The sequence below is a fragment of the Pyrococcus sp. genome, from assembly GCF_030153625.1.
GTDB lineage: Archaea > Methanobacteriota_B > Thermococci > Thermococcales > Thermococcaceae > Pyrococcus > Pyrococcus furiosus.
In genome coordinates, this window is sequence record NZ_JASKLM010000004.1 from 21,145 (window position 1) to 44,886 (window position 23,742).

At 39.9% G+C, this 23,742-nt stretch carries 23 protein-coding genes, 1 tRNA gene and 2 pseudogenes; 15 read left to right on the plus strand and 11 right to left on the minus strand.

Translation table 11 applies throughout. The features are described 5' to 3' along the window. Window positions 1–4: 4 nt before the first annotated feature. Together rtcA and PWP39_RS01255 are read right to left on the minus strand one after the other, a co-directional pair. Window positions 5–1,033 (minus strand): RNA 3'-terminal phosphate cyclase, encoded by a 1,029-nt coding sequence (gene rtcA, locus PWP39_RS01250; RefSeq protein ID WP_288072050.1) that lies wholly within the window; start codon window positions 1,031–1,033, stop codon window positions 5–7. Between the two features lie 69 nt (window positions 1,034–1,102). Continuing rightward, on the minus strand, window positions 1,103–2,197 hold the full coding sequence (locus PWP39_RS01255) for a hypothetical protein (RefSeq protein ID WP_288072051.1): 1,095 nt from the start codon (window positions 2,195–2,197) through the stop codon (window positions 1,103–1,105). Window positions 2,198–2,306: 109 nt separating this feature from the next. On the opposite strand from PWP39_RS01255, the gene PWP39_RS01260 reads away from it, so the two are divergent. After that, window positions 2,307–3,353 carry a M42 family metallopeptidase gene (locus PWP39_RS01260; protein WP_011012694.1) on the plus strand — a complete coding sequence of 349 codons (1,047 nt, stop codon included), beginning with the start codon at window positions 2,307–2,309 and terminating at the stop codon, window positions 3,351–3,353. A gap of 34 nt (window positions 3,354–3,387) precedes the next feature. After that, on the plus strand, window positions 3,388–3,729 hold the full coding sequence (locus PWP39_RS01265; protein WP_011012693.1) for a DUF7132 family protein: 342 nt from the start codon (window positions 3,388–3,390) through the stop codon (window positions 3,727–3,729). Between the two features lie 207 nt (window positions 3,730–3,936). On the opposite strand, the pseudogene PWP39_RS09750 reads toward PWP39_RS01265, so the two are convergent. Beyond that, window positions 3,937–4,014: pseudogene (locus tag PWP39_RS09750) on the minus strand (IS6 family transposase); the annotation flags it as partial. A gap of 138 nt (window positions 4,015–4,152) precedes the next feature. On the opposite strand from PWP39_RS09750, the gene PWP39_RS01270 reads away from it, so the two are divergent. Together PWP39_RS01270 and PWP39_RS01275 are read left to right on the plus strand one after the other, a co-directional pair. Then, a tRNA-Leu gene (locus PWP39_RS01270) sits at window positions 4,153–4,240 on the plus strand. A 21-nt stretch (window positions 4,241–4,261) separates the two neighbouring features. Then, window positions 4,262–4,597 carry a nascent polypeptide-associated complex protein gene (locus tag PWP39_RS01275; protein ID WP_011012692.1) on the plus strand — a complete coding sequence of 112 codons (336 nt, stop codon included), beginning with the start codon at window positions 4,262–4,264 and terminating at the stop codon, window positions 4,595–4,597. Here PWP39_RS01275 and PWP39_RS01280 read toward each other — a convergent pair. Beyond that, window positions 4,578–6,044, minus strand: a complete 1,467-nt coding sequence (locus tag PWP39_RS01280; RefSeq protein WP_011012691.1) for a hypothetical protein — start codon at window positions 6,042–6,044, stop codon at window positions 4,578–4,580. The two genes, PWP39_RS01275 and PWP39_RS01280, sit on opposite strands and share 20 nt — an antisense overlap. A 17-nt stretch (window positions 6,045–6,061) precedes the next feature. Then, the gene (locus PWP39_RS01285) at window positions 6,062–6,517 is read right to left on the minus strand and encodes an Lrp/AsnC family transcriptional regulator (RefSeq protein WP_011012690.1); all 456 of its coding nucleotides are present in this window, start codon (window positions 6,515–6,517) and stop codon (window positions 6,062–6,064) included. 253 nt (window positions 6,518–6,770) lie between these two features. On the opposite strand from PWP39_RS01285, the gene PWP39_RS01290 reads away from it, so the two are divergent. Together PWP39_RS01290 and PWP39_RS01295 are read left to right on the plus strand one after the other, a co-directional pair. Next, window positions 6,771–7,001: an LSm family protein gene (locus tag PWP39_RS01290; RefSeq protein WP_011012689.1), complete on the plus strand. Its 231-nt coding sequence runs from the start codon at window positions 6,771–6,773 to the stop codon at window positions 6,999–7,001. Window positions 7,002–7,012: 11 nt separating this feature from the next. Then, entirely contained in the window at window positions 7,013–7,201 is a 189-nt protein-coding gene (locus PWP39_RS01295) for a 50S ribosomal protein L37e (RefSeq protein WP_014835439.1), read from the plus strand. 8 nt (window positions 7,202–7,209) lie between these two features. Here PWP39_RS01295 and acdAI read toward each other — a convergent pair whose 3' ends face one another. Both acdAI and PWP39_RS01305 read right to left on the minus strand, forming a co-directional pair. Continuing rightward, window positions 7,210–8,598: an acetate--CoA ligase II subunit alpha gene (acdAI, locus tag PWP39_RS01300; RefSeq protein WP_011012687.1), complete on the minus strand. Its 1,389-nt coding sequence runs from the start codon at window positions 8,596–8,598 to the stop codon at window positions 7,210–7,212. A 94-nt stretch (window positions 8,599–8,692) separates the two neighbouring features. Beyond that, window positions 8,693–9,595 carry a dihydroorotate dehydrogenase gene (locus PWP39_RS01305; protein WP_011012686.1) on the minus strand — a complete coding sequence of 301 codons (903 nt, stop codon included), beginning with the start codon at window positions 9,593–9,595 and terminating at the stop codon, window positions 8,693–8,695. A gap of 81 nt (window positions 9,596–9,676) precedes the next feature. Here PWP39_RS01305 and PWP39_RS01310 point away from each other — a divergent pair, with 81 nt between their 5' ends. The 4 genes from PWP39_RS01310 to malP are packed head-to-tail and all read left to right on the plus strand — an operon-like array spanning window position 9,677 to window position 14,940. Then, complete coding sequence (locus tag PWP39_RS01310; RefSeq protein ID WP_011012685.1) at window positions 9,677–10,936, plus strand: amidohydrolase family protein; 1,260 nt, start codon at window positions 9,677–9,679, stop codon at window positions 10,934–10,936. Continuing rightward, window positions 10,936–11,883 carry a DUF835 domain-containing protein gene (locus tag PWP39_RS01315; protein WP_011012684.1) on the plus strand — a complete coding sequence of 316 codons (948 nt, stop codon included), beginning with the start codon at window positions 10,936–10,938 and terminating at the stop codon, window positions 11,881–11,883. The genes PWP39_RS01310 and PWP39_RS01315 overlap by 1 nt, the downstream gene beginning before the upstream one ends. Continuing rightward, window positions 11,867–12,418 carry a [protein ADP-ribosylglutamate] hydrolase gene (locus PWP39_RS01320; protein ID WP_014835438.1) on the plus strand — a complete coding sequence of 184 codons (552 nt, stop codon included), beginning with the start codon at window positions 11,867–11,869 and terminating at the stop codon, window positions 12,416–12,418. Before PWP39_RS01315 ends, PWP39_RS01320 begins: the two co-directional genes overlap by 17 nt. Window positions 12,419–12,420: 2 nt before the next feature. Next, a complete protein-coding gene (gene malP / locus PWP39_RS01325) occupies window positions 12,421–14,940 on the plus strand; it encodes a maltodextrin phosphorylase (RefSeq protein ID WP_011012682.1) in 2,520 nt (839 codons plus the stop codon). A 4-nt stretch (window positions 14,941–14,944) separates the two neighbouring features. On the opposite strand, the pseudogene PWP39_RS01330 reads toward malP, so the two are convergent. From PWP39_RS01330 to thiC, 4 genes and pseudogenes are all read right to left on the minus strand, one after another. Beyond that, window positions 14,945–15,754, minus strand: a pseudogene (locus PWP39_RS01330) (slipin family protein). Beyond that, window positions 15,754–17,091, minus strand: coding sequence for an NfeD family protein (locus tag PWP39_RS01335; RefSeq protein WP_014835437.1), 1,338 nt, complete (start codon window positions 17,089–17,091; stop codon window positions 15,754–15,756). The pseudogene PWP39_RS01330 and the gene PWP39_RS01335 overlap by 1 nt, the downstream one beginning before the upstream one ends. 124 nt (window positions 17,092–17,215) lie before the next feature. Further along, window positions 17,216–18,532, minus strand: coding sequence for an NAD(P)/FAD-dependent oxidoreductase (locus PWP39_RS01340; RefSeq protein ID WP_011012679.1), 1,317 nt, complete (start codon window positions 18,530–18,532; stop codon window positions 17,216–17,218). Window positions 18,533–18,637: 105 nt separating this feature from the next. Next, complete coding sequence (thiC, locus tag PWP39_RS01345) at window positions 18,638–19,927, minus strand: phosphomethylpyrimidine synthase ThiC (protein ID WP_011012678.1); 1,290 nt, start codon at window positions 19,925–19,927, stop codon at window positions 18,638–18,640. A 128-nt stretch (window positions 19,928–20,055) separates the two neighbouring features. On the opposite strand from thiC, the gene PWP39_RS01350 reads away from it, so the two are divergent. The 5 genes from PWP39_RS01350 to PWP39_RS01370 all read left to right on the plus strand — a co-directional run bounded on the left by PWP39_RS01350 (window position 20,056) and on the right by PWP39_RS01370 (window position 23,559). Beyond that, a complete protein-coding gene (locus PWP39_RS01350; RefSeq protein ID WP_011012677.1) occupies window positions 20,056–20,814 on the plus strand; it encodes a sulfide-dependent adenosine diphosphate thiazole synthase in 759 nt (252 codons plus the stop codon). A 100-nt stretch (window positions 20,815–20,914) separates the two neighbouring features. Further along, entirely contained in the window at window positions 20,915–21,922 is a 1,008-nt protein-coding gene (pdxS, locus tag PWP39_RS01355; RefSeq protein WP_011012676.1) for a pyridoxal 5'-phosphate synthase lyase subunit PdxS, read from the plus strand. Between the two features lie 31 nt (window positions 21,923–21,953). Further along, on the plus strand, window positions 21,954–22,547 hold the full coding sequence (pdxT, locus tag PWP39_RS01360; protein WP_011012675.1) for a pyridoxal 5'-phosphate synthase glutaminase subunit PdxT: 594 nt from the start codon (window positions 21,954–21,956) through the stop codon (window positions 22,545–22,547). 125 nt (window positions 22,548–22,672) lie between these two features. Then, entirely contained in the window at window positions 22,673–23,074 is a 402-nt protein-coding gene (locus PWP39_RS01365; RefSeq protein WP_011012674.1) for a hypothetical protein, read from the plus strand. Window positions 23,075–23,250: 176 nt separating this feature from the next. After that, window positions 23,251–23,559, plus strand: coding sequence for a hypothetical protein (locus PWP39_RS01370; RefSeq protein WP_011012672.1), 309 nt, complete (start codon window positions 23,251–23,253; stop codon window positions 23,557–23,559). The last annotated feature ends 183 nt before the right edge of the window (window positions 23,560–23,742 follow it).

The following is a 23,742-nucleotide window of genomic DNA, read 5'->3' on the forward strand; positions in this document are numbered from 1 at the left end:
CACCCTACCAGGCTTTCCTAACTACTCTAACTTCTCCCTTTTCACCAACTCCTCCCTTAACTTCAAAAACTTTACCAAAGAATTGCTCTACAACCCAAACATTTGTAATTAAATGCTTTGTTATCTCTGCAACCTTAATCTTTCCTCCACTTATTGCTAGGAAGGGAATTATTTGGTCTCCAAGGAACTTATCCACACAGGCCTTGGTTTTTACCTGGGATAAAAGCTCTTGGGCTGCTTCCCTTCCTACTTCTTCGGCTGGTTTCCCCTTTTTGCCTAGAGCATCTCCACCTAATCTTAGGCACTCGGTTTCAGCCCATACAACTATTCCACTTCCTGGGCCTAAGGAGTGTGAAACCTCCTTTTTTATTTCAATTGGAACTCCAAGAACCTTTAGTTCTTCCATGGCGGCTTTTGCCTGTCTCTCAGCTACATGGGCTGGTAAATTAGTTGCATGACTTATTCCCGAGACCTTGTATATATTTTCGAACTCTTCCGCTATTAGCTCCTTTCTCTCTATCCAGGGTTTCACGTAACCCGCTACTATCCCTCCTCCTTTTGGATAGTGTCCCCTTCTAAGAAGTTTTATCTCTCCCTCAATTCCAATTTTCCTTAGGGCGAACATTGTGACATTTATAAGATAATCCACAGGTGGAGTCCAGGAGACGTCTGTTCCCCCTGTTATTTTGAATTCTACAGTATCTTTTGCAAATACCATTGCGGGAAGGAGGGCCTGGAGAACAAGGGTTATGCTACCCGCAGTTCCTATGTCTACCCTTATTTCCCCTCCTTTTAGCTCCCCTGGGATGAAAGTTACTTCTCTAGACCCTACTTCAGCTCCTTCGACTTTAGCATTTGCTAGTTTTTTCAAAGCTAAAATTGCGTTTAGATGTTGTGGTCTAAGTCCAGGGTTTGGTCTGTTTGCTCGAATGTTTATAATCTTCACGGGTTCTCCAGTTATGGCTGAGAGTGCTATGGAGGTTCTCAAGATCTGTCCTCCACCCTCGCCATAACTTCCGTCTATTATTATCATGGCGTGCCCCCAGTGATGATAGTAGCAGCTTCCTTTAAAAGTTTGCCCTTCTCGGTGAGTTTTAATTTTTCAAAGTAAGTTTTTTATTAATTCTACGCCAAGAAACGTTTTGTAGTCTGGAGGAAATATCCGCACTATCTCGGTTGGAGGAGTTATTCCCAGGTTTGTTTCTAGGACTTTAAGGAAAGTTTCATCATCTAAGGGAGGCAAGTTAATTCTAATTGGAAACTTTAACCCAGCATATCTTTCGGGATGTCTGGTGTCAACAATTAGTGTGAAATTTATTGGAATTGTTATTCTTTTTCCTTCCAATATAGTTCTCACTTCTCCTCTCTTTTTTAGTTTGAGCAATGTCTTTACAAGGTCTTCTGAAGGCTCTGTAAGGATCAAAAATCCACCAGTAGCTCTCAAAAAGAGGGGAGCTATATAGATACTTTCCTCCACTTTCTTAAATGAGAAGTCTTCCAAGCTATCTAGATAAAAATCCCAATGAATTATTGGAGGCTTTATTAAAACCTTATCAAAGTAAGAGCCTCTGTATTCGTGGAGTTCTTCATCAAATATTCTTATTATTAGGTCTTCTTTTTCAAGGAACCTTGGAATTAGCACTGTTCCCTCTACTATTGCTTTCAGAAGATTTGGAATTTCGAGCTCCGCCATGTTAAAAATAATGGTATCTTCCATGAGCTCAAGTAGTCTAAGTTTTTTCACGTACTTTTCAGGTAAATCTACCTTAGAAAAGTTGAAAGTAATCTTTTCTTGGACATCTTCAAATATCTCTCTTTTTTCTTTCTGGAGGCTTTCAAAAAGCTCTCTAGATATCGCAGTTATCTGATATAACTTATCTATACCATCTGTATACAATACTCCATTAGAAACTAACCTAAGTCCTAGTCGTCCTAACATGGCAGATAACTCTTCTTCGCTTCTTGTAGTTATTGCCTTTTTATCTTTAACATCTTCATATCCTCTTTGAATTACAATGAAATCTGAAGGATGAATGTTATTCTCCTTCAGAAAAGCTTCAAGAACTTCAATGGCAAGCTTTTCATTTAAGGCATAGACTTTAATGAAATCGATAGTTCCGTCTTTCCTCATACCAGCCATTACTACAAAATCTCTTCTTTCTTTTGGTTTTGTGATATTATTAATACTCTCGCTCATATTAGCTCTCCTCAAATTATCTACGTAGTTTCTCCTTAAAAGTCTCGCCCAAAATCCTTATATAATGAGAAAATAACACTTAGATGATCATCTAAATGGGGGGAGGAAGATGGTGGACTATGAGCTTTTAAAAAAGGTAGTAGAGGCTCCGGGAGTTTCAGGATATGAGTTCATGGGAATTAGAGATGTCGTTATTGAAGAGATAAAGGACTATGTGGATGAAGTAAATGTAGACAAACTCGGAAACGTTATTGCTCACAAGAAAGGGGAAGGTCCAAAAGTAATGATAGCGGCCCATATGGATCAAATTGGACTGATGGTCACGCATATAGAAAAGAATGGATTTCTCAGAGTTGCTCCAATAGGAGGAATAGATCCAAGGACATTAATTGCTCAGAGGTTTAAAGTTTGGATAGACAAAGGAAAGTTTATCTACGGAGTTGGAGGTAGTGTTCCTCCACACATACAGAAGCCTGAAGATAGGAAGAAAGCTCCAGATTGGGATCAGATATTCATAGACATTGGAGCAGAGAGCAAGGAAGAGGCCGAGGAGTTGGGAGTAAAAATAGGAACAATAGTAACCTGGGATGGGAGACTTGAGAGGCTGGGGAAACACAGATTTGTCAGCATAGCATTTGACGATAGGATAGCTGTATACACTTTAATTGAAACTGCAAGACAGCTTCAAGATACGAAGGCAGATATCTACTTTGTGGCCACAGTGCAGGAGGAGGTTGGGTTAAGAGGTGCGAGGACAAGTGCCTTTGGAATTAATCCCGATTATGGTTTTGCCATTGATGTTACTATAGCTGCAGATGTACCAGGAACACCAGAGCACAAGCAAGTTACTCAACTTGGAAAGGGCACTGCAATCAAGATAATGGATCGTTCAGTAATCTGCCATCCAACAATTGTTAGGTGGATGGAGGAACTGGCAAAGAAGTACGAGATTCCTTACCAGTGGGATATTCTGCTGGGAGGAGGTACAGACGCTGGGGCTATTCACTTAACTAGGGCTGGAGTTCCAACAGGTGCTGTAAGTATTCCTGCACGATACATACACTCAAATGCAGAGGTTGTAGATGAGAGAGACGTTGATGCAAGTGTAAAGTTGATGGTAAAAGTTCTTGAACATATACACGAGCTAAAGATTTAATTACTCTCTTACCTTATTTTTTAGGTGATTCTGGATGAGGGTATTGAAAGAATGGAATGTAAAAGTTAAGCTTGTAAGAACAAAAAGAGGAGCAATACTTCACATGATAGAGCTCAGTCCAAACCACTTTTATCTTGAGCAAAATCCATTAAAGGACTCAAAATATGGAGTTGCATATAGAAAAATTAAGCAAGTATTCCCAGAATTTTATCTGTTCTGGGAGATCAAGGACAACAAGTATACAGGTAGGATGCTCGCTGGAGCTTTCCTAGAGAAAGACGAAATTGATGAGTTCATAACATTACTCGCTAAAACAGAAGACTTTAAGAAATTTGAGCACATATTAGAGGAAATCGAGGAAATAGAAGAAGAGTAGATGCTTAAGGGCTCTAACTCTCTATTTTAATTTAATTTACACATAGCGATACTGTTATGGTGATCTCCTCCTGGATCCATTCAGTAACATTACCAGGAGGTCTATCAAACCTAGAATAAATCCCTGACAAATTATACCAGAAGGTAAACAGAAAACTAAGTTGTGACTCCTCCACTAGTCTCTAGCTCTAAAATTGTTTCAGAAGCACTTTTCTGGGGGGATTTTGTTCCGGCGAAAGGTTTTCAAGGCCGAAACCATACAGTAAATAATGGTTTTAATTCTCATGTTCTCCCTTCTTTTTCTGAAGTATTGTCACTAACTTAAACCTGTTACCTCACTACTTGTTCTATACACTTTGTAGATAGACGTGGCCTTTATGAGAAGAATAACATTTTTAAACTTCAATTATTCATGTGGATGTGAGCGGGGGTGCCCGAGCCTGGCCAAAGGGGCCGGACTTAAGATCCGGTGCCGTAGGGCTGCGCGGGTTCGAATCCCGCCCCCCGCACCATCTCTTCTTAGGTGATAGGAAATGATGCCAATGAACCCAAAACAGCTCAAAAAATTGATGAAGCAACTTGACATGAGACAGCTTGATAACGTTGTTGAAGTTATCATAAGGCTCGAAGACAGAGAGATTATAATAAAAAATCCAACTGTGACCGTGATAAAAGCCATGGGAGAAAAGATATATCAAATTGCTGGAGGAGAAGAAGAGGAGAAAGTAAAACTAGTAATATCTGAAGAAGATATTAAACTTGTAATGGAGCAGACTGGTGTTGACTATGAAACAGCAAAAAAGGCTTTGGAAGAAGCTAATGGAGATTTAGCGGAAGCGATACTAAAGCTTACTGAAGGCTCTCCTTAGCTTCTTGTTTTTTAGTTTTTAGAGTTGCTATTAAATCAAGAAGTTGAGTAATTATTAATCTTTCTTCGTCAGTAGCTCTTTCATAAATTGAATTCAACGCATTAAACATAACCTCTAGGACATCTTCATCCAGAACCAAAAATTTGTCAGACATGCGAGCATAGAATTTAAGGATTGGTAGCCTTACCTCATTTTCTTGAAGCCTTTTTAATGTCAGGATAAGAACAGCCTTGAATAAGTCAATAGCTTCGGGGTTCTTTGACATTTCTTCTACAATCTTAAGACCAGCCTCTAAGTCCTCTTTCTTTGGAGACTTTACTAGAGAATCCAGAAGAGATAATATGTAGTTTTTAGTCCCGGGATATAGGAAATAAATCGTTGCCAGTATCTTTGTTGCAGTATCTCTAACCCAAGGATTCTTAGATTTTACAAAACTGCCCAAGCTTGGCAATATTGAATACGCCTTGCTGGGCCCTAGGTTATCAACAATTTTAGATAGTACCCATAAAGCATCCGTTCGCTTTATATAGTCTTCTGACGATAATAAATCTATCACAGCATCGAGAACATTCTCATCTCTTTTGGCTAGTTCCGCTACAATTTCATGTTTCTCTAAATCAAACAACTCCTCTACTTTATATTTTGAGAATTCCTCCAACAATTCTTCTTTCTTTTCTTTAAGTGTATTAATGATCCTATCGATCTTTTCTGATCCTTTTTCTTTGCTAAGTGTCATTAAGGCATTTGATAAGTTTTTGATTGCTTCTTCGGAAATTTGTGGATGTCTACTGATAATTCTCTCTATCGCTGCTAGCACTCTTTCTCGTAAGTATTCATCTTCCGACTTCACTAACTCAGAGAGTTCATTTATTATATTCTCCGATATCTCTTTGTCGTTGGACTTAATCGCTATTTCTGTCAACGCAGTTATAGCTGCACTTTGGACTTCTCTTTTTGTGCTTCCTTTTAATATGGATAAAAGTGCTGAAACTAATTTTCTCACAAGGATCTTTACCTTTATCCCTAAAACACCTAAACTTTCAGCAGCATATTCGCTGAGAACTCCTCTTCCTTCTTTGATAACATTTGTGAGGGCTTCAGATATCTTTGTATATGAATTTTCCGAAATATCAACGTTCTCTAATATAAATTTTAACAATTTTATTGCGTCTAATGAGACTTTCTCGTAAGGGTGCTTAGTTAGTTCTATTATCTTGTCCAGAAGATTTTCAACTTCAATTGGAGAAAGGACTTTTTCTTTGATTAATTTTTCAATTAGATAAAGGGTATTTGACTTTACCTCGCTGTCCTTGTCATTTAACAAATATTCTAAAATACTAACCTTATTCTTTGCTAATGCAATAGCTTCAGCAGCATCTTTGATCTTCCAATTTTTAACATCATTTCTAACTTGTCTTATGTTGATTATAGAGAACTCCTTTGCCATATTTTTCCCCCAGGAGGCTATTTGACAGGTAATTCAGTCGTTTCCTTGTGAACCTTTAAAACTATCATCGTGTGTGTTCCTTCAACCCCTTCTATGCTCCCCACCATATCAAGAAAGTTGTTGAGCTCCTCACTATTCTTTGTTCTAATTTTCACAACCATATCATAGTCACCAGTGGTTTCATAAACCTCAACAATTTCTGGATATTTGACTAGCTTTGATGCTACCTCAGAGTACTTTCCAGCCTTCACCTTTATCAATATAAAGGCTAATATATTGTATCCCAAGGCTTCTGGATTTACAACTGCCGTAAACTTCTTTATTACTCCACTTTCTCTCAATCTCTTGATTCTCTCATGAATTGTTGATTCTGCTAAGCCGGTAATTTTTGATATCTCTCTTAGGGGGACTTTTCCATCTTTTTGAAGAATCTCTATTATCTTCTTGTCAATATCATCAAGAATTCCTCTCATCTATTAACACCTCTAAAAAATTTTCATCATCATAAGATATAAATTTGATGGCTTGGTGGGGATATTGTCGTTTGTAATATATACATAAGCAAGAAAATTTTAAATATCCTTGGAGAGTAGCTTGGCGTGAAGAATAAACAATTAATTCACGAAACTTTCGGCCCTTATTTCCTGGGAAGAAGGTTGAGTTCCATAAGGAAAGAGTTATAAAGGAACTTCCAATTATGTTTGTGAAACAAAGGGGGGAATAAAAATGGCGGAAAGGCCTCTCGATGTCATACACAAGTCCTTGGATAAAGATGTGCTCGTGATACTAAAGAAGGGATTCGAATTTAGGGGTAAGCTCATTGGATATGACATTCACCTCAACGTAGTTTTAGCCAATGCTGAATTGCTCCAAGATGGAGAAGTTGTAAAGAAGTACGGCAAAATCGTGATCAGAGGTGACAATGTCTTGGCGATTTCTCCAACAGAAGAAGGTTGAGGTGAGTGTTGATGGGTAGTGGAACAGCGACCTTTGGAAAAAGAAATAGCACTCCCACTCACATTAGATGCAGGAGATGCGGTAGAGTTTCATATAATGTAAAGAAAGGCTATTGTGCAGCTTGTGGATTCGGTAGAAGCAGAAGGCTAAGGAAATATAGATGGAGTAAGAAGTGGAAGAAGAAAAAGAACGCCCATTGATTTCTTCTTTACTTTTCTTTGTGTTTTGCTTTCCACTTGCTCCACTTGTACAGTGCTGATAATGCCTTTATTGCCCTTTCTGGTTCTGGATATGCAGGAATTCCGTTCTCGTTTAGCATGTCTATGGCTTCTTTTGCCTCTATACCACCCACAATTGCAACTACAAGAGGCTTCTTTCTTCCACTTTCGTTGTACTCTCTTATCACTATCTCAGCCAGTTCTCTTGGATCAAGGACGGCAGTCTGACAATAGAGAACTGCTATTGAGTGCATTTCTGGATGAGCAAGAGCATCCCTTATAGCACCTTCATAACTCTTTCCATCTGCCATTCCAGTTAAGTCAACGGGATTCTTATAGCTTCCAAATGGTGGCATGTGGTTTGCGAATATCTTGAGCTCTTCAAGGTTGTCATAGAGGTGTAAGCCTTCTTCTTCTGCGGCGTCAGTTGCCATTACTCCAATTCCTCCTCCGTTGGTGATTATCACAACGTTATCTCCTTGTGGCTCAGGTAGATTGCTTAAAGCTCTTGCCCAGTCAAAAGCTTCACCAATGGTATATGCTCTTAAGACTCCACTCTGCTTAAATGCTGCGCTATAAACTTTGTCACTACCTGCAAGAGATCCCGTGTGTGAAGCGGCTGCTTTTGCTCCTCTCTCGCTTCTTCCGGCTTTAATGACAATTATTGGCTTCTTCTTGCTAACCTCTTTTGCTACCTCCATGAACCTCCTTCCATCTTTCACACCTTCCATGTAAATTAGAATAGCTCTCGTATTCTCATCATCCTTGAAGAACTCTAGAAGGTCTGCATCGTCAATGTCGGCTTTATTCCCAACGCTAACAACGGCTGAAAGTCCTATTTTCTCCAGTATTGTCCATCCCATTAGTGCAATTCCAAGGGCACCGCTTTGGCTAATTAGTGCTAATGGCCCTGGGAGAACGTCAGTTGGACCGAATGTTGCATTAAGCTTTGCTGGAGTGTATACAACTCCGAAGATGTTAGGACCAAGGATCCTCATTCCATATTTTCTGGCAGTTTCGACAAGTTGTTGCTCGACTTTCTTTCCTTCTTCTCCTAGCTCTCCAAATCCAGAGCTTATAATTGGGACGACCTTGACGCCTTTTTGACCACATTCCTCTAGAACCTGAGGGACAAACTTAGCTGGAACTACAATGACTGCCATATCTACTTCATCAGGAATCTCAAGAACGCTCTTGTAGACTTTGAATTTCCTTCCGTTAATCTCTATTTCCCCGCCTTTGATGTTTACTGGGTATATTTTGCCTTCATACCCATATTCTATGAGATTTTTCATAATTGCATATCCTATTTTCCCAGGCTTTGCAGAAGCTCCTATAACTGCGACGCTTTTTGGATTAAAAAGAGCCTCCAAACTCATTTAAATCACCTCTGAAATTGCTTCCATCTATCCGTTCTCTCTTAATATTATAACTTTATCCTTCTGCTTTTAACGAACTTTTGATCGGCAGATGTTAAACTTTTTGGGCAAGCCCTATTATTTCCTTTACACTGGAAAATCCTTCTTCCTCCAAGTATTTTCTAATCCCTTCTGCAATCTCCCTAAATACAGAAAATCCTTTTAAATAAACAGCAGTTCCAATTTGAACTGCAGAAGCTCCGGCTAATAGGAATTCTACTGCATCTTGCCAAGTAGTTATGCCTCCGATTCCAATAATCGGAATATCTAGTTTTGAAGCCAGATCATAAACAGCTCTAAGTGCTATTGGTTTGATCCCTGGGCCAGAGTATCCCCCAAATTTGTTGCTGAGTATCGGTCTTTTAGCATAGATATCAATTGCAATAGCCTTTAGTGTGTTTATGGCAGAAACTCCATCTGCTTCAGCTTTTTCTGCAGCTAGGCCCAGCTTGGTTATATCACTCGTGTTTGGAGTTAGTTTTGCTATTACGGGTTTATCTGTAACATCTTTAACAGCTTTAACAACCCTATATACGTTTTCTGGATCTTGTCCTATCTCCAATCCATATCCTTTTGCATGGGGACAACTTAAGTTCAATTCAAAGGCATCTCCTACACGTTCAAGTTTCTCCGCAAGGAATGCAAACTCTTCGGGATTCCCTCCAAAGATTGAGACTATAACTGGAAAATCGAATGACTCTTTCTCAAATTCCTCAAGAAATGCTTTCCATCCAGGGTTTGGTAGTCCCATAGCATTTATTAATCCACATGGGACTTCTACTACAGTTGGGTTATCATATCCTTTTCTGGGTTCTATTCCGATTGATTTAGTCACTACTCCTCCTGCTCCTTCTTTGTGGGCTCTTCTTAGCAACTCTGGTGTCATGTCAACAACTCCCGAGGCTAATATGAGCGGATTTTCGAAAGTAATTCCAAAAAGCTCTATTTTTATGCTCATTAATTATCCCCTCATGAAAAAACTGGGCAAGGTTTTTATATTTGTCCGCTTAATTCTTAAGTAGGTGATGTATCATTGTCAGTGATAATTAAAAATGGAATGATCATTTATGGTGATGAGTTTACAATTGTGAGATCTGATGTACTTATTGAAGATGGTGTGATAAAGGAAGTGGGGAAAAACATTAGAGCTCCGGCTGATATGGTTATCGACGCTTCTTCTCATCTAGTAATTCCTGGGTTAATTAATGCTCATACTCATGTGTCAATGGTTTTACTCAGAGGTTTGGCAGAGGATGTCCCACTCCAAGAATGGCTTCAAAATTATATATGGCCCAGGGAAAGAGAGCTTAAGAGGAAGGATATATACTGGGGAACTCTTCTTGGATTAGTTGAAATGGCTCGTTCTGGAGTAACCACGTTTGTTGACATGTACTTTCACATAGAGGAGGTAGCAAAAGCGACAATAGAAGTTGGTCTGAGGGGGTTCTTGGGATACGGAATGGTTGATTTGGAAAACAGAGAGAAGCTTGAAGTTGAGATTAAGGAGACTGAGAAATTTTATGAGTATGTAACAAAAATAAATTCTCCGCTTGTAAACTTTGTCTTAGCTCCTCATGCTCCCTATACTTGCTCTCTAGAGTGTTTAAAGTGGGTTTCTAAAAAAGCCAATCAATGGAACGTTCCAGTGACAATTCATCTTTCTGAAACCAAGAAAGAAGTGGAGGAAATAAGGAAGAAATATGGAATGACCCCTACCCAATTGTTGGATGAAGTTGGTCTGCTCAATGAAAAATTAATAGCTGCACATGGAGTTTGGTTAAGTGAGGAAGAGTTGAGGATGCTTTCTTCTGCAAATGCCACTGTAGTTCACTGCCCAGCAAGCAATATGAAACTTGGAAGTGGTGTCTTTCCATTGAGAAAAGCTCTCGACCTTGGAGTGAATGTGGCCCTCGGAACGGATGGAGCTGCAAGTAACAATACTCTTGATATGCTGAGAGAAATGAGATTGGCCAGCCTTCTTCAAAAAGTTGCCCATTTAAATCCAGCAATAGTAAAGTCAGAAGAAATTTTGAAAATGGCGACAGTGAATCCAGCAAAGGCATTAGGACTCAAGAGTGGAGTGATAAAAGAGGGGTATATTGCAGATTTAGCGCTGATAAACCTAAGAAGGCCGCACTTATTACCTCTCAATTCTCCAACATCTCTGCTGATCTATTCGGCAAGAGGAGGGGACGTTGATACACTCTTTGTAAATGGAGAGATAGTGATATTAGATGGAGAGTTTTTAACGGTAAATGAAGAAAAAATATTAGATAAGTTTTTGAAGGTGATCGAATAATGTGGATCTTCCAGCCAAACTTCATTATAGGGCTCTCTTTCCTATTTCTCTATGCCATGTTTTTCTACTTCTACTATACACGGAATAAGTTAGAGATGCTATACTTTTCAATAGCATTCTTAGCTATGGCCTTATGGGTATTTGTGGGAGATTACACTAAGCCACTTACCCTTGCAATGTTTTCTGGAGCCATTTGGCTTGGAACCTTAGAGATTTTAAATGGAACATTACTCCCAAGAAATGGAAGGGGAATAAAGTGGGTTGCTATAGCTCCATTTGCAGCCTCAATATTATTCTACAAAAGTTCTATATCTCTCGTAGTTAGCATTGCCTTTCTCCTAATGGCAGCCATAGTAATGATAATAGCTCATGAAAAACCCGTAAAAGCCAGCGGGATGTTGGTGGGAATACTTTCTCTAGTGCTCTTATTGCCAACTAAAATTTCCATATACTTGATATTCGCCATTCTAGTGGCGTTTGGGTATCTCATGTTATCAACTAGTAAAAAAGAAATTTTGACTTTTCTCTCTCCAGTGGGTGAAGAACTGCAGACTAATAAGTCTGGATTGAGAATATGCAAGGAATTTCCAGAAATTGAACTAGATAATGCTGTTGTATTCTCGAGAGAGCCTCAAAATAAAGAGGATTGGTTCTGGATTACAAAGGTTGAAGGAAAAAATACAATAGATCCCAATAAACTAGAAAAATTAGTTGATATCGCGAGTAAGAAACTAGAGAATGGAAAAATCGTTATAATAGACTGTCTTGACTATTTAATTTTGGAAAATGGATTTGAACCTGTTGCAAAGATGCTGGCATATCTTCGAGATGTTAGTATTCTGAACAACTCGAAAGTAATTTGCGTTGGAGATTTAAGCTGGCTTTCAAAAAAAGAGCTTGCCATGTTGGAAAAAATAATGGGTGATTACCATGATCAAGGTTGTTAAAGGGGATATTACAAAATTTAGAGCTGAGGCAATTGTCAATGCTGCTAACAAGTATCTAGAGCATGGAGGGGGAGTAGCTTATGCAATTGCAAAAGCTGCTGCTGGAGACGTTAGGGAGTACATCAGAATAAGCAAGGAAGCTATGCGAGAGCAACTGGGGAAAGATTGGATTGATCATGGTGAAGTTGTAGTCACCCCACCCCTTCAATTAGAAAAGAATGGAGTTAAATACGTGATTCACACCGTTGGTCCCTATTGTGGAGGTTCCTGGGACGAAGATAAAAAGAGCAAATTAAAGTTGGCTATACTGGGAGCTTTGAAAAAGGCTGATGAACTTGGGGTTAAAAGCATAGCATTTCCAGCAATAAGTGCTGGAATCTATGGTTGTCCTTTGGAGAAGGTTGTTGAGACTTTTGTAGAAGTAGTTAAGGAATTCCTGCCTTCCGCTAAATCCCTAAGAGAAGTGTTTCTAGTCTTGTACTCTCAAGAGGATTACGAAAAAGCTCTAAAAATAGTAGGGCAAGGAGGTGTTTGAAAATGGTTAAAGTGGAGAATTCAATTAAGAAAAAAATTGAGAAAAAGCTTCCTGAAAACTTAAAGAAACTCGCAGAATTGGCCTACAACTATTGGTGGAGCTGGGATGATAAGGCAATGAAGCTATGGCAGAGAATTGATGAAGATCACTGGAGAGAGTATAAGAATCCAGTGAAATTACTTCTTGATGTTCCAGAGTCTAGATTGAAAGAATTATCAAGGGATGATACCTTCTTAGACTTATATGAACTCGTAATTGAGAGGTTCAACTCTTACCTCAATCCAGAAACCACTTGGTTTTCAACTAATTATCCAAAGTGGGATAAGCCAATAGTTTACCTATGTATGGAGTACGGTATAAGTAAGAGCCTTCCCATCTATTCAGGTGGGCTTGGAATACTTGCCGGAGATCACTTAAAGACAGCCAGTGATCTTGGCCTTCCTTTGATTGGAATAGGATTACTCTACAAACATGGGTACTTCAAGCAAGAAATAGACAAGAATGGAAGACAAATAGAGATCTTCCCCGAGTATAATATCTCTGAGATGCCCATAAGACAAGTTCTAAATGAAGATGGGTCTCCCCTCCTGATAGATGTTCCGATGGAGAATAGAATCGTTAAAGCGAGAGTTTTTCTGGTAAAAGTGGGGAGAGTAGATTTGTACCTCTTAGATACTGATGTTCCTGAAAATAACGAGGAAGATAGAAAAATCTGTGATTATCTCTATAATGCAGAGCCCGATAAGAGGATAAAGCAGGAAATTCTACTGGGTATTGGAGGAATGAGACTATTAAAAGCTTTAGGAATAGAACCTGGAGTTATTCACTTAAATGAAGGCCATCCAGCTTTTGCAAACTTCGAGAGAATAAGATGGTTAATGGATGAAGGTTTGAGCTTTGAAGAGGCTTTAGAAGTAGTGAGGGGAACGAGTGTCTTTACAACGCACACCCCAGTACCAGCAGGGCACGATGTCTTTCCAGCGGACTTTGTTAGAGAAAAGCTTGCTAAGTTCTTTGAAGGACTGCCAGCAGAAAAATTCCTCGACCTTGGAAGAAGATTCCCAGGAGATTCGAACTTTAACATGACAGTATTATCTATTAAGACTTCAAACTTTGTTAACGGTGTGAGCAAATTACATGCAAAGATAACTAGAGAAATGTGGGCTGATTTATGGAAAGGAGTGCCAATAGATGAAATCCCAATTGAGGGTATTACCAACGGAGTCCACACAGCTACTTGGGTGCATGAGAGCATAGCAAAGCTCTACGATATTTATCTTGGAAAGATTTGGAGAGAGCATATAAACCTTGAGGGTATATGGTATGCAATCGAGAGAATTCCAGACGAAGAGTTGTGGGAGGCTCACCTAAAGGCAAAGAGAGAGTTCATTGACCTAGTAAGACGGAAGATTATGAGAAGAAACGAGAGACTGGGAATAGAGGAGCCTCTCCCAGATATAGATGAGAACGCACTCATAATTGGATTTGCCAGAAGATTTGCAACTTATAAGAGAGCAGTGCTCCTATTTACAGACTTAGAGAGACTTAAGAGAATAGTAAATAACCCAGAAAGGCCTGTATACATTGTTTTTGGTGGCAAAGCTCATCCCAGGGACGAGGCTGGTAAGGAATTCCTGAGAAGAGTGTATGAAGTCTCTCAAATGCCAGAATTCAAGGGTAAGATAATCCTCATAGAGAACTATGACATGGGTTCAGCAAGGCTGTTTGTTTCGGGAGTGGATGTTTGGTTGAATACTCCCAGGAGGCCATTGGAGGCTAGCGGAACAAGCGGAATGAAGGCAGGACTTAACGGTGTAATAAATTTGAGCGTCTACGATGGTTGGTGGGTTGAAGGATATAATGGTAGAAACGGTTGGGTAGTCGGTGACACTACTACAGAACCAGAAAGCGAGGAAGATGACTACTGGGATGCAATGAGTCTTTATGACCTCTTGGAAAACGTCGTAATTCCAATGTATTATGAGAACAGGGAAGCTTGGATAAGGATGATGAAAGAGAGCATAAAGAGCATTGCTCCTAACTTTAGCACTCACAGAATGCTAAAAGAGTATATAACGAAGTTCTACTCAAAAGCCATAGAACTAGGAATATTCTTGAGTAGAGATGACTACAGATGGGCAAAAGAAATAGCTAAGTGGAAAGAAAAAATTGCAAGAGAGTGGGAGAATGTTAACATTGAAGATGTGAAGGTCAACAAACACGTTATAGAGGCGATAGTAAATCTTGGAGATCTAACTCCAGAGGACGTAAGATTAGAAATCTACTATGGTCTCGTCGATGGGGAACAAGGCTTGATAAATGCCAACACAGTCGAGCTAAGGCCAGTAAAAGCACTTGGAAATGGAAAATACATATACAAGTATGAGGGTAGAGCTCTTGAGAGGCTTCAAGAGCCCTGCTGGATGTACAAGCTTAGAATCTATGCCCACCACCCAATGCTACCTACAAAATTCCTCCTGGGTGGTTACATAAAATGGAAAGATATTGAAAAGAAAGAGTAGAGGTTCACTCTTTTTCTTTCTCTTTTTCAACTTTTTCTCTGTATGCTTCTGCAGCTTCACTAAGTGTCTTGAATAACTTTAGCATTTCCATTGGTAGGGTGAGAACAATAACATTGCTCTTGTCACTTGCCACGTCGCTTATCGTTTGGAGAGTTCTAAGTTGCAGTGCCATTGGGTGCTCGCTTATAATTCTTGCAGCTTCTCTAAGCTTCTCAGCTGCCTACCTTTCAGCTTCTGCCAATAGAATCCTTGCTCTTCTTTCTCTCTCAGCTTCAGCCTGCTTTGCCATGGCTCTCTGCATTCCTGCTGGTAGCTCCACGTCCTTAATCTCTACAGCTGTTACTTTTATTCCCCATGGATCCGTTGCCTCATCGATTATTCTTTGAAGTTGCATGTTGAGCTTATCTCTTTCACTGAGGAGTTCATCCAGGTGGGCCTGACCTATTACACTTCTCAATGTCGTCTGAGAAATCTGAGAGGTTGCCATAATGTAGTTCTTTACTTGGGTGACAGCTTTAACAGGATCAACGACCCTGAAGTAAACTACAGCATTTACTCTAACTGGAACGTTGTCCTTGGTTATTGTCTCCTGGACGGAGACGTCAAGTACTTGAGTTCTAAGATCCACTATTACGGCCTTTTCGAATATTGGGATTATGAAGAACAATCCTGGTCCTCTTGCTCCTACAACTCTACCTAGCCTGAATATCACCGCCCTCTCATATTCCTTTACTATCTTTATTGCACTTGAAAGGAAAATCAAAATAAATAACAAAATTATTGCTGCAGTAAAAAACCCTATTGGCGTGGCCATCACTTACCACCCTCCTCTTTCTTTCTAACAACAATAAGGGTCAAGCCTTCCATTCCCACAACTTTTACCTTTTCACCTTTCTCTATTTTTTCTCCATCCTTACTCCTTGCCTTCCACAATTCTCCTCTAACCTTTATCATCCCCTCCGGATTTAGTTCCTCAACAACGGTTCCTTCACTTCCTATCATTTCCTCCTTTCCTGTGGCAGCTTTTCTTCTATGTGCTCTTATTACTGCAGCCATGCCAAAGGCAAAGAACAGTGCAATTATCACCCCCAGGATTATTATTATAAGTCTGAGCTGGGAAAAGACATCTTTACTCACTAGATACTCCACGTTCCCCCCTCCAAACAGTAGAATTCCCCCTAGGATAAAGGAAATAAGACCAGCTACTGTGAATAAGCCAAATGTTGGTGTTAGGGCTTCTGCAACAAAGAACAACATCCCCACTATTATTAATAATAGGCCCGCTGCGTTGTAGCCAAAGTAACCGAACCCTAGGATTGCAAGGATTATCATTATTGCTCCAATTGTCTCTGGAACATGCCATCCAGGAGTTAGAAACCCGAGTATTAGGGCCCAGATTCCCAGAGTTAAGAGTATGTAGGATATATTTGGATCAGTTATGTAGGTAATTAGTTTGTCTTTTAAGGAGGGTTCTAAATACCGAACTTCCACATTAGTGAAGTTTAGTTTTATGTATCTTCCATTCACTGGGATTTTAGTTGTCATTCCGTTTGCTTTCTCCAGAAGATCATCGACATCTCTTGCTATGACTTCAATAACTCCATACTTTAGAGCTTCTTCTGGGGTAAGGCTGAGGTCTTCTGTTATAAACTTCTCAGCTATAGTGGCATTTCTCCCACTTTCCTCGGCGAGGCTTTTTATGTAGGCTATATAATGATTAACGATCTTAGGGGGTGCTTCTACTATTGATCCATTTTGTGAATATCCGAGAATAGGCCTACAGGCTCCTATGCTTGTCCCAGGAGCCATGGCTATTAAATGGGCGCCTAAGGCTATGTAAGTTCCCGCAGAAGCAGCTGATGCTCCTGGAGGATAGACATAAATTATTACAGGAACCTTTGCCTGTTGTATTCTCTGAATTATTTCCATCATTGCGTCTCCTCTTCCTCCTGGCGTGTCTAGCTCAATGATTATTGCCCTAGCATTGTTTCTTTCAGCTATTGAGATGTAGCGGTCAAATTGGTCAAAGGTGTATGATGTTATCTGGCCTGTAATTTGAGCTACATAAACAACATTGCTGTCTCTTCCTTTCACACCCTGGGCAAAGAGTAGCAAAGTGAAGATCGTAAGTATCATTATTGCCTTTTTCATGGTCATCCCTAATCAACTAAAAGTAGTAATACAGGTATTTAAGTTTTGACCTTCATAACCTTGAGAGGTTAATCAATCCTCCATAAAAATCACCAAAAAAATAATACAAAAGAAGCCCAGGTTATCATAACTTTCTCATAGCCATCTCAGCTGCTATCGTAATTGGATCTATAGTTGGGCTTATTGGAGGAGCATAGGCAGTTTCAAGATAGACAACATCTTCAACGGTAGCTCCTTTCTGGGCTAATGCAGAAAGTGTCATTATTCTCCCCCAAACTCTTTCTCCGCCCACTATTTGAGCACCTATTAGTCTTCTGTCTTCTTTCCTAAAGATTAACTTAACAACTATCGGCTTTCCTCCTGGGTAGTATTCAGGTTTCGTTGAACCTCTGAATTTTCCTACAACCACTTCGATTTCCTCCTTCTTGGCCCTCTCCTCTGTAATACCAAAGGCTCCAATTTCAAGATCAAAGATCTCAGTTATGGCAGTGTTGAATACTGGTCTAAACTTCACATTTCTCCCAGCTATGTTCTCTGCAGCAACTTTTGCCATTCTAACTGCTGAAGTTCCAAGTTGGCTGAGAGTTCTTTTTCCAGTGACTGCATCTATAACCTCAGCACAGTCTCCTATTGCATAGATATCTGGGTCACTAGTTTGGAGGTATTCATTTACGACTATTCCCCTGTTGACCTCAAGTCCTGCCTCTTTGGCTAACTCTACATTCGCCCTAACACCAGTAGCTACAAGAACTATATCAGCGTCGATTTCCTCCTCTCCCACTTTTACTTTTTCCACTGGATCTCCTATTATTTCATCCACTCCAACTCCAAATTTGAAGTCTACTCCGTACTTTCTCATGTTTTCTTCGACTATTTTAGCAATATCTTTGTCCAGCATGGTGGGCAAGAGGTGCTCTAAAAGCTCAACAACTGTAACCTTCATTCCTAGCTTTGCGAAAGCTTCGGCTCCTTCCAGCCCAATTAAACCCGCGCCGATCACAACGGCGTTCTTTGGATTTCTCTTTTTAATAAACTCCTTTATCTTTCGGACATCTTCTAGGCTCTTCAGTGTGAAAACTCCCTCATTTTCTACTCCCTTTATTGGAGGGACAAAAGCCTTAGAACCTGTTGCTATAACAAGCTTGTCGTATGGAATTTCACCCTTATCAGTGACAACGACTTTCCTTTCCCTGTCTATTTTCTTAGCTTCAGTGTTTAGGAGGAGCTTAATTCTCTGCTTTTCATAAAATTCATTGGGGAAAACTATTACATCTTCGGGCTTTTCTATAACTCCGCTTATGACGTGAGGCAAAGCGCAGGGAGAATATTGCATTGTTTCTTCTTTTCCAATTACTGTTATCTCGGCTTTTCTGTCCAATTTCCTCATAAAAAGTGCAAAGTTGCTTCCTGCAGTTCCCGAACCTATAACAACTATTCTCATTCGACCACCAAGAGATAATAAAGTTTGAGTGACATTAAATATTTAATTTTTAAAAAATCCAAAAAATCACAGTATTGGAGGTGAAAAATTAGCATTTGTTCAAACTTAGCTTCTTGCCTTGTGTCCAAGCATTTCCCTTACAATCTTAATTGCGCAAAGATCTCCACACATGGAGCACGCTTCACTCTTTGTTGGCCTCTCTTTTCTTATCTCGATAAATTTCTCTTTGTCAAATGCGATCTTAAATTGCTCTTTCCAGTTGAGCTTTCCTCTAGCAAGGCTCATCTGGTAGTCAATCTTAAAGTCTTCCTCAAATCTTGTTAGGTTTACTGCATGAGCTGCTATTTTCGTTGCTATTACTCCTTCTTTTACATGCTCTATGGTTGGAAGGCCTAAATGCTCAGCTGGAGTTACATAGCAGAGGAAGTCTGCTCCATTTAAAGCTGCAATTGCACCTCCAATGGCTGCGGAAATGTGGTCATAGCCAGGGAAGATATCGGTAACTATTGGACCAAGCACATAAACCGGTGCATTGTCACTTGCAATCTTCATGAGCCTTATATGAGTTGGTATCTGGTCTATTGGCACATGACCTGGCCCTTCTACCATAGTTTGAACTCCAAATTCCCTAGCCCTCTTTACTAGTCTTCCTATAGTGTAGAGCTCTGCAATTTGAAGCTCATCTCCGGCATCGGGAAGCCCTCCAGGCCTAAGACCATCGCCTAAACTGAGAACTACGTCATACTCCTTTGCAAGCTCTAGTAAGTACTCATAATTTTTATAGAAGGGATTTTCTTCGCCCCAGTGAAGTATCCATGCTGCCAAAAATGTGCCTCCTCTTGATACCATTCCAACTACCCTATTTACTCTCTTTAACTTCTCAACAACTTCCTTTGTTACTCCAGCATGTATTGTGACAAAGTCTACGCCATCTTTAAAGTGTTTCTCTACCGCTTTCCACATATCATCTTCTGTCATCTCTATTATGGCCTTTCCCCTTGCAAGCATTTCTTCTGCAGCTTGGTATATTGGCACTGTTCCCACGGGAACGTTCACAGCTTTCATTATCTTTCTTCTAATGAAGTCTAGATCCCCTCCCGTGGAGAGATCCATTATAGTGTCGGCTCCATATTTTACAGCTATCTTTGCCTTTTCGATCTCTTCTTCCACGTTTACTATATCCCTTGAAGTCCCTATGTTTGCGTTGACCTTAACCCTAACCCCTTGACCCACCGCCACCGGAACAACCCAATCGTGATTTACATTCCTAAAAATAACAGTATGTCCTTTTGCAACACTTCTCCTTAATTTTTCTGGGTCTATTTTCTCAATTTTTGCAATCTTCTTCATTTCTTCCGTAATTACTCCTCTTTTGGCTTCTTCCATCTGAGTCATATTTGCACCTCCAGATAATAGGGTTTTTGTAATACAAAACTTGGTTTTGTAGGGCACTTAAAACATTTTCCATGATGAAAAAAACAAAGTTTTTATATTATAAAACTCAGTTTTGAGTGGTGATAAAGATGCTGAAGGACGTTGTTATAAGTAGGGCTATAGTTGAGAGTTATTTCAAAGACCTCTTAAACAACTTGGAACTTGACGTTGCTATAGTAGGCGCAGGTCCTTCAGGGATGGTGGCTGGGTATTATCTTGCTAAAGGTGGAGCCAAAGTGGCCATATTTGAAAAGAAACTCTCCATAGGGGGAGGCATCTGGGGAGGAGGTATGGGATTCAACAAAATAGTGGTTCAAGAGGAAGCAAAAGAAATACTCGATGAATTCGATATAAGGTACGAAGAATTTGAGAAGGGATACTATGTTGCGGATGCCATAGAGGTTGCCACAACAATAGCTAGTAAAACTGTAAAGGCAGGAGTTAAGATATTCAATATGGTAGAGGTTGAAGATTTGGTTGTAAAAGACGATAGGGTAAGTGGAATTGTTATTAATTGGACTCCAGTTAAGATGACTGGGCTTCACGTTGACCCATTGACAGTTGAGGCAAAGTACGTGATAGATTCTACTGGACACGGGGCTCAAGTGACTCAATTCCTTCTAAAAAGAGGGTTAATCGAGAAGATCCCAGGAGAAGGTGCAATGTGGGCTGAGATGGGTGAAAAGCTGACAGTTGAGAATACAAAAGAAGTATTCCCAGGACTTTATGTTACTGGAATGGCGGCGAATGCTGTTAGCGGAGCTCCAAGGATGGGGCCAATCTTTGGTGGAATGTTTTTGAGCGGTAGAAAAGCTGCTATGGAAATACTTCAAAAACTTGGCCTCTAATTTTATTCTTTTTTGCCAATGGTTTGCTAAATTTTAGGTAAGGTTTATATAAAGTTTTAACTTGATATTTTGTTGAAAGACTATACTTGAGGTGGTTAGCATGGATAAGATGAAAATAATTATGGAGAAGGGAACTGAAAGGCTCAAGAGAGGATTTGCAAAGATGGTAAAGGGCGGAGTCATTATGGATGTCACAAATGCTGAACAGGCTAGAATTGCAGAGGAAGCTGGTGCTGTAGCAGTAATGGCTCTTCACAAGGTCCCCGCTGATATTAGAAAGGCTGGTGGAGTTGCTAGAATGGCGCCAGTGGAGAAGATTCAGGAGATAATGGATGCCGTTACAATTCCAGTAATGGCAAAGGTTAGAATTGGCCATGAAGCTGAGGCAAGAATTCTTGAGGCCTTAGGGGTTGATATGATCGATGAAAGTGAAGTTCTAACTCCAGCAGATCCATTCTTCCACATATATAAGAAGAAGTTCACAGTTCCATTCGTTTGTGGTGCAAGGAACTTAGGAGAGGCCGTGAGGAGGATATGGGAAGGAGCCGCAATGATTAGAACAAAGGGAGAAGCAGGAACTGGAAACATTATTGAGGCCGTGAGGCATGTGAGGCTAGTTAATGAAAACATAAGATTAATTCAGAGAATGACTGATGAGGAAATATATGGTGTTGCAGAGAAGTTTGCAGAACCATACTTAAGGTTGGCATTCAGCGTTAAGGAAATAAGCGGTTTACCAAAGAGAGTCCTCGAAAATGAGCCCATCTATGAGGGCTTTACATACAGGGAAATCGTTGATGGTCTCTACAAGATTCTCTTAGAGATAAAGAAGCTTGGAAGGTTGCCAGTAGTGAACTTTGCTGCAGGTGGAGTTGCCACACCAGCTGATGCAGCTCTAATGATGGCAATGGGTATGGACGGTGTGTTCGTAGGTTCTGGAATCTTCAAGAGCTCAAACCCACCAGCAATGGCAAGGGCAATAGTTGAGGCAGTGAACCACTGGGATGAGCCTGATGTTCTTGCCGAGATAAGCAGGGAAATTGGTGAACCAATGCGTGGGCAAGATATAGCGGAGTTAGAAGTTAGAATGGAAGAGAGGGGAGTTTGAATTTCTCTTCTCTATTTTTTGAGGTGATTTAATGGTCAAGATAGGTGTTATTGGCCTTCAGGGAGATGTAAGCGAGCACATTGAAGCTACTAAAAGGGCCTTGGAAAGATTAGGGATTGAAGGGAGTGTTATATGGGTCAAGAGACCCGAACAACTCAACCAAATTGATGGAGTAATAATCCCAGGAGGGGAAAGCACAACAATCTCAAGACTAATGCAGAGAACAGGATTATTTGATCCATTAAAAAAGATGATTGAGGATGGCCTCCCCGCAATGGGTACTTGTGCAGGGCTGATAATGCTTGCAAAGGAAGTTATTGGAGCTACACCAGAGCAAAAGTTCCTTGAGGTTCTTGATGTGAAGGTGAACAGGAATGCCTATGGTAGGCAAGTTGACAGCTTTGAAGCTCCTGTAAAGTTGGCATTTGACGATAAACCATTCATTGGTGTTTTCATTAGGGCTCCGAGGATAGTTGAGCTTTTGTCAGACAAGGTTAAGCCCCTTGCTTGGCTGGAAGATAGAGTTGTAGGGGTTGAACAAGGAAACGTTATCGGTCTAGAATTCCATCCCGAGCTTACTGACGATACTAGAATTCACGAGTATTTCCTAAAGAAGATTGTCTAAATTATTTTGGAATTTTATTTTTGTCCTTAACTTAATTAAGTTCTCAGTTATACCTACCTATGTTCTGTTATATATCTGTACAATGAAAATTTTATAAGGAAAATTATTACGATAAAGTTTTGGTGATGACAGTGGTATTGAAATTTACATACAGATTATTTAGTGTAATATTGCTTATTATTTTAGTAGTATCTACCTATGTAAATAGTAGAAAGAATGAAATTACTCCTGAACTTGCTGGTCATGGAACAGTAACAAAGTTGCTTGGCAAATGGGTTGACACTGCTGATAGTGTATCATATGCTAGGGTGTCAATTTCTAGAGGGTATGGGAGCGCGTACCTCTCTTTTGATGTTTCTATTAATGGAAAATATGGTGTAGTAGCAGCTGCAGCATCTGGCTATAGCCTCACATGGTATACAAATGGAGATAAGGAGAGAACTGTATTCTCTCCATTGTATTTACTAGAAGTGAGGAGCAAAGATTATGATAGCTTAGAGAAAGATGTTAGGTACTATAAAACCTAACTATTGGATACGAAAATTATCAACGAAAACATCCTATGGATATAGGATTGATGCAAGAGCTTATGTAAAAGTAGTTAGAAAAACATATCACTTTCTCTGGAAAGATTCTGAAGAGATAGTGATATTTAATCCCAATGCAGATGTAGGAGGTTTACTCTATATCGGGGGGTAGCAGGATGAGAGGAGTATTTATTTCATATTTCTTTCTTGTATTTTTTGTTGGTTTATTATCTCTAGGATATTCCACAACTATTGTTCAAGGGACAGTTGTTATTATCCCACTATGTGGGGTAGGAAACAATACTTATCAAACTATCCCAGTAGCTATTCCTGAAAATTTGAGCGGATTTAGAGAATATCTAGGGAGAGTAGAAATCATAATACCAGAAAACACTCATGAAGTGACTGTTGTCCTACATATAGATGATGCCAGCCCAGATCTCAAGGGGTTTATCAACAAATCAATTACAAAGACTTTAGAATAAGAGAAGACACTAACACTTTCTATCTAAACAACACGCCAGTTTTCTTTCCTTTTTATATAAATCCAAACACAAAAAGGCCATTCCATTTAGTTGAGTATCTTAGAGAGGGGGACTACGAAAGTTTTAGAATTAGCACAGGTTCAAGTGGAATCGTTATTAATGACGTAAAGTATCTGTTCTCCT